The sequence below is a fragment of the candidate division KSB1 bacterium genome, assembly GCA_022562085.1.
Lineage (GTDB): Bacteria > Zhuqueibacterota > Zhuqueibacteria > Oceanimicrobiales > Oceanimicrobiaceae > Oceanimicrobium.
In genome coordinates, this window is the sequence record JADFPY010000249.1 from 1 (window position 1) to 6,894 (window position 6,894).

Consider the following 6,894-nt stretch of genomic DNA (forward strand, 5'->3'; position numbering starts at 1 on the left):
CAGTATGTTGGATTGAAGTTAGTAGCAGCCGGTATACAGCGAGTCCCATTTAGCCTGAATAATTCATAAAAAAAGCTGTTTCATCCAACAAAGTATTGTTTTATATTGTTTTAGGAATAACTGCAAACGAAAACAAAGTTGGAGAAACAGCTTGATGAAAGATACGAAACAATTGATGTTTTTTAAAGGGATTTCCGGCAAAAAGGTTGAAGTAGATTTTGACGGTGGCCAAATGAGTTCCGATTCCGGATTGCTTTTTCTTCGTGAATTGGAGTCTGAGCTCGGTATCATCGATCGCATAGTCAATGTGATGCGCGACCCACGTCATGCTGCCTACGTGAAACACGATTTGCTTGAACTTACCAAGCAACGAGTTTTTCAAATTGCCGCCGGCTATGAAGACGGCAATGACTGCAGTCAGCTCAGAAAAGACCCGGTCATGAAGATGGTCTGTGAAAAGCTGCCCGGTACAGACCCTGATTTGGCCAGTCAACCGACCATGTCGAGATTTGAAAATGCCCTTTCCAGCACCGACCTTTACCGAATCGCACAAGCCTTGCTTGATGTATTTATAGATTCCTATCAAATGGCGCCCGAAGCGATAGTTTTGGATTTTGATGATACTGCTGACGCCACGTATGGCAATCAGCAACTGTCGTTTTTTAATGCTTATCATGATAGCTATTGTTATATGCCATTGCATGTTTATGAAGGCAAAAGCGGTAAATTAATTACCACCATCCTCAGACCCGGAAAACGTCCCAGTGGCAAAGAGGTGGTTTCGATTCTGAAACGCATTACCAAAGCAATCAGGGCAGCGTGGCCTGAAGTCGGCATCATTTTCCGGGGCGACAGTCATTACAGCAGCCCGGAAGTATTTGATTTCTGCAATGCGCACAACGTTAAATATATTCTTGGACTTACACCAAGAAAACCGATGCTTGTAAATGCTGATAGTCTCATCAAGCAAGCTAAAGAACTCTATGCACTTGAGAACAAACCCGTAAAACGGTTTGGCGAATTCAACTATCGAGCTAAGTCCTGGTCGGCTCAGCAGAGAGTCATTGTCAAAGCCGAGCATAATGGAAAGGGCGCTAATACTCGCTTTATCGTCACCAATTTAGAACATGCAAACCTGAAGTTTGTCTATCAAGATATCTATTGCGATAGAGGCCGCATGGAACTGATGATTAAGGAACACAAGAACCATCTGCTCAGTGACAGAACTTCATGTTCTCGTTTCAAGGCTAACCAATTTCGTTTATTTCTGCACAGTCTGGCGTATGTGCTGCTGCACGCTTTTAGAGAAAAATATCTCAAGGGTACTCAGTGGGCCACGGCCCAGTTTAACACCATCCAAAAGAGGCTCTTTAAAATCGGTGCACGAGTACGGCAACTCTCGACCAAGATAAAAATCAGTCTGCCATCGTCGTTCCCAAATCAACAAGAATACTATAAAATATGGTACTCATGTTGTCCACAGTTTGTCACATAAGTCAAAAAACAGTGACCGGCTAAAGGGCAAGGGATAACTATGTCCGGCTCAACATAAAATGATCACTTCTACCTAAAAAACGAACTGCATAGACGCAAATCTAAGTTGATTGATCATTCCGTTACAATAAAAAGATCCAGTTGCTTTTAATCATGCCAAATATACGTGAAATTGAGCGCCTATTCTTGTTTATGAATTATGCAGGTTAGGTGTTTTTGAAAAAATACCGAAGGCGGGCAATCCAAAAAGAAAGCCGCAATGCTTGCGACACTGCGGCTCTTTAATTTAGTTAAAAAAAGATTTTAACACCGAATGACACTGAAAAAAACACCGAAGAAAATAAAATATTTCAGTGATATTCGGTGTCCTTCAGTGTTTAGGTGTTTAAGTTTTTTTGGATTTATAAAAAGTAGAGTAAGTTGTAGATTTTCTTAGCCGCGAATGACTGCACCCACCAGGTAAAAGTCTCCCGTAGGTTGCGGAACGCCACCCTTTGGCTCCAAAGTCACGGCAAATGCTGTAAGATTTATACTGTCCGCAATGGTCTCGATTGTAAAAATTGCGTTGCCCTCGGCGTCCAAAGAAAAGATGCCGGCGTCCACGGGTTGAGTGCCGCGCAGCATCCAGAGCTGGTAGTCTTTATCGGAGGGCGCGGCGGGTAAATTAAGGGCTGAAAAAACAGCCTGCTTTTGGCTCGGATCCCAGAGAACTCTGCCAGTTGCATCCGGGGCAGACTTTTGTCCCTGCAGATCAACGATGCGAACTTCGGGAGCTTGCACAACCTTGAGGATGCGTTCCTGCCTGGCCAGCTCGATGCGAAGCTGCGAAACCACCTGGTCGCTGACCTCTAACCGCTTTTCCAAAAAGGTGATCTCAGTCTTTAAGTTTTGGCTGTATAATCCCAACAGCACTAAAATTACGGCAATTGCCAATGAAAGCCCCCAGCTCACTCTCATCCATCTTTCCCGGGCGCGCTGCAGAAGTTCAACAGTTGCATCCTCAACTTTTTCTTTGAGCTGAGTTAAAGGCGCAGCAGCGGGCGTTTTCTGTGGCTCAATTGCGGCGAGGATTTTCTCTTTTACCAGCGCAGACGGCTTTTGCGCAGGAGCCGCAAATGCCAGCCCGTTGACAACCTCTTGCATTTCACCCAAAAGGGCCTCACATTCGGAGCAGCCTTGTTTCAGGTGCTCTTCAATAGAGCTTTGCTCAGTTTCATCGAGGGCACCCAGACAATAAGCGCTAATCGAATCTTTTATTTCATCGTGATTCATGTTATTCCATCGTCTGTTTCATCAGATTTCGTAACTTTTGCATTCCCAATCGCATCCTGGTTTTTATGGTCCCCAGCGGTTGCTGAAGCTCAGCCGAAATCTCGGTTTGACTGAGTCCTTCAAAATAGGCCATTTCGATTGGCCGGCGCTGTTCCTCCGGCAATTGCTGCAAAGCGCCGCTGACCTGTTTTTGCTTCTCATTATAACTTACGATTTCAAACGGGCTTTCAGATTCATCTATGGTGATGTTTTGCACAATTTCTTCGTTTATGAGACCGGAGCTTTGCGCTTTTCTTTGTTTACTGCGCAGTTGGTCGATGCAGCGGTTGCGGCAGATAATGGTGACCCAGGAAAGCGCGTTTCCCCGGCTCTGGCTGAATTTATCCGAATGATTCCACAAGTATAAAAACAAATCCTGCAGCACATCTTCCGCCAGTTGCTGGTCTTTGAGTATTTTTACCGCCAGTCCGAAAAGGTGCGCCGAGTAGCGGTCGTAAAGGGTGGACAGAGCCCAGGTTTTTTTAGCAACAATTTCAGCGAACAGCTGTGAATCCGAAACCTGCGCGGTTTCTTCCTGAGATTTACCCTCCATGGCGAAGTCCAGCTTCATTCTCAGAAGCAGGAGTTTAAAGGGCAGTAAAGATTGTAGTTTGGATAAAATCATTCGCGATAAGTATAAAACAATTCAAATAAAAAAGCAACCTACTTAAGTGTTGTTCCACAAATGCGGGAACCCATAAAGTCTGTAATCCTTCCTGAGTTATTAAAAATTTAAAACATAGGTCATTTTAACTCATATCTCATCTCTGAGTGCCGAAGAGATCAATTGACAACTTCTACAAGATGAGGAAAATGATGAAAATAATCAAATCAATTTCGATAATTCTAGTTTTCGTTTTACACGCCTTCGCCCAGGAATCAACATCTTCTCTTCAAAACGACCCTCATAATCCGCCATTTAGAGAAAACACGATCCTGCTAAAGTTCAAGGATGACATTTCTTTCAATAAATCCTTATTAAAGGGCAATTCTATCGCCACCGGAATTTCTACTATCGATCAACTGAACCAAACCTACCGTGTAGAGTCGATGGTTTCGGTATTCAAAAATACCAAATCTAAATCGAACAAGACTTTCTTTTTAGATGCGAGCGGCGAGAAACGTGACATACCGAGCCTGGACAAAATATATAAGATCAAATATCAGGCAAGGATTTCTCCCAAGCAATTAGCAGAACAGTATGCACAAGACCCTAATATCGAATATGCTGAGCCCGATTATTACTTCTTTAAGAGTGATACTCATCCAAATGATCCATTATATACAAACGGTGACCAGTGGCATTTTGCCGCAGTAAATGCACCAGCGGCCTGGGATTTAAGCACTGGAAGCAATAGCCAAATTATCGGCATCATCGATACAGGTGTTGATTGGAACCATCCCGACTTGAACGACAATATCTGGTCAAATACTCAGGAAATTGCAAACAACGGCATCGATGATGATGGCAATGGTTATATCGACGATGTTCGTGGCTGGGATTTCGTGAATGATGACAATGACCCCAATGATGACAACAGCCATGGCACGCATGTCGCAGGAATCGCGGCAGCCGAAACCAACAATAGTGTTGGTGGCGCCGGTGTGGCCTGGAACGCCCAAATCATGCCTGTTAAAATGCTGCAAAGTTCGGGGACCGGCACCTCCAGTGATTTGGCCGCGGCGATTAACTATGCCGCTCAGAACGGCGCAACGGTCATCAATATGAGCCTCGGCAGTTATGCGGAATCACAAACAGTCAAAGCGGCGTTGGAAAATGCCTACGTAACGGCAGTGCTGGTCGCTGCGGCAGGTAATGATGGCTACAAGGTCGATCCACCCTATCCGCCGTTTCCGGTTTACGCGCCCGCTTATCCGGCTTGCTACTCTTTCGTCATCGGCGTTGAGGCAACCACTCAGTCAAACACACTAGCCGCATTTTCCAACCGTGATCTTTCAGGTCCCGTGGTGGCTGCTAATGATTTTAACCATAACTATGAAATCAGAGCGCCGGGCGTGGACATCTGGAGCACCTTCCCCAGCAGCGATTATCACAAATTAAACGGTACCTCCATGGCAAGCCCCATTGTTGCCGGAGCCGTCGCTTTGATCAAAGATCACAATCCCAATATGTCAACAGAGGCTCTTTTTGCCAGGCTCATTCAAAGCGCAAACAATGGCATTTTGGATATATACGAGGCGATGACCCAGCAGCTGACGACTGACCTCCACTATGTGAATTTTACCCTATTGGATACTCTCGCCGGTGACGATGGCGACGGCATACCCGATGCCGGAGAAACAATCCAGATCTTTGTTACTGTAAAAAACGCTGGCGGTGATGCTGACAGCGTTTGGTCGCAAATTCGTTTGGGTCAATTTGAAGATCCAGGTACAGCAACAATCGATAATGCAAATAGCCTGCTTGGAGATTTATCGCCGTATGCCACTCTGACAGGTGAAGACTTTCCATTTGTTTTGACCATCGATAGTGATGTTTCAAATAACCGTAACATTGTCCTTGAAGTTGAAATTTTTTCCAGACAGCAAAGCTTCGGCACAGAAGAAATCATCATTACTGTGCAAAATGGCTTTGAAATTTCCGGCTTAATCAGTCAAAACACGATCTGGGATGCTTCGAAAGAATATTTGGTTACTGGCAACTTGCGAGTTGAAACCGGCGTCACTCTCCAATTGGACCCTGGCGCCCGTGTCCTTCTTATCGAAGGCGCGACAATAGATTGTTGGGGTTCACTAATCGCTTTGGGTACGCCTGAAAATCCAATTTTTATCGGCAGCAATTCAGTGGAAAATCGTGGCAAGGGTTTCTCTTTCCGCAGCGGCAATACATTCCAATTTGATTATTGCCATTTTGACAATCTAAATTCTCTGTTCGAGAATCTCGGTGCTCGGATTGAGGTTACGAACTCTCAAATCACAAATTGCGGCGATGAGTTTTTGAATGGCTTTGTGTTTAAGGGTGGAGATTTCCACGTTACGGAAAGCAATCTTTTCCATAATGTCTTTGCTCGAAATATCTCGGACCTAAGAAACAATTGTGAGTTTAGAAACAACAACTTTTCGTTTAATTCGGTCGGACATCTCAGTTCGTTGGGATTCCTGAATTTCACTTCTGATGATTTTGTCTTTGACAAAAATAACAGCATTAATAATGATGCCCCGGTTGTGTGGATAAATTTCACCCATCAACCTTCGCATGACATGAGCGGCAACTACTGGGGCAGCTCCGACCTCGATGCAATTCACGCGGCTATTTACGACTTTGGTGAAGATGCACAATTACCCGGCGCCGTTGTTGAGCCCTTTTTGACCGCGCCGTCTGATTCCGCGCACGGCGTCGTTTGGAAAGTTGAAATCAATGGTTTGAACCCGCAGGAATCCGCGGTCGATCCAATCGGTTCAGAGACCGTTAAGTTCGATGTCTTTTTCAACACCGCAATGGATACCAGCGTTACACCCTTTCTAAGCTTCGGCGTCCGTGCACCCTTCACACAACATGTAATGCAGGATAACGCCTCATGGAGTGCAGATTCGACCGTCTGGACTGCATATTTCACATCCGGCCTTGAAACCGGTGATGGTTTGCAGACAATTCGAGTTGCCAATGCGCGTGACGCGGAAAATTTTAATATCCCGACTGAATCTACCCGATTCCAGTTTATCATCCAGGCAGCAGCGGCGGCGTCTACCCAGTTTATCGCCAACGCAGATATTGGCAAGGTCGATCTGGAATGGCCGGTAGCAAATTCTTCAGATGTGCTTGGCTATAACATGTATCGCTTCGAAGCGCTAACCGACACGACCTTTAACGACACGCTTTTGATTAACAACGTCTTGATCACGGATTCTGTCTATACCGATTTCAACATTCTCCCCGATGTCACCTATTTCTATATGTATAAAGTCCTCGGCTCCGATTTCACCGAAAGTGACTTTTCCAAAACCGTCACCGCGACGCCGGTTAACGCGGCCGGCGGCGATGCAAACGGTGATCTTGCTGTGAATGTTCTGGATATTACTTCCATCGTTAACTGGATCTTAAATCAAAATCCACAACCGTTCCTATTT

4 protein-coding genes are annotated in these 6,894 nt (G+C 45.2%); 2 read left to right on the plus strand and 2 right to left on the minus strand.

The genetic code is table 11. The features are described 5' to 3' along the window. Positions 1-154: 154 nt before the first annotated feature. Positions 155-1,495, plus strand: coding sequence for an IS1380 family transposase (locus IH879_16945; GenBank protein ID MCH7676612.1), 1,341 nt, complete (start codon positions 155-157; stop codon positions 1,493-1,495). Positions 1,496-1,926: 431 nt separating this feature from the next. On the opposite strand, the gene IH879_16950 is transcribed toward IH879_16945, so the two are convergent. Continuing rightward, positions 1,927-2,766 (minus strand): anti-sigma factor, encoded by an 840-nt coding sequence (locus IH879_16950; GenBank protein ID MCH7676613.1) that lies wholly within the window; start codon positions 2,764-2,766, stop codon positions 1,927-1,929. A gap of 1 nt (position 2,767) precedes the next feature. Beyond that, the gene (locus tag IH879_16955; protein MCH7676614.1) at positions 2,768-3,376 is read right to left on the minus strand and encodes a sigma-70 family RNA polymerase sigma factor; all 609 of its coding nucleotides are present in this window, start codon (positions 3,374-3,376) and stop codon (positions 2,768-2,770) included. A 245-nt stretch (positions 3,377-3,621) separates the two neighbouring features. Here IH879_16955 and IH879_16960 point away from each other — a divergent pair. After that, positions 3,622-6,894, plus strand: a 3,273-nt coding sequence (locus tag IH879_16960; GenBank protein MCH7676615.1) for a S8 family serine peptidase, incomplete at its 3' end; no start/stop codon positions are given.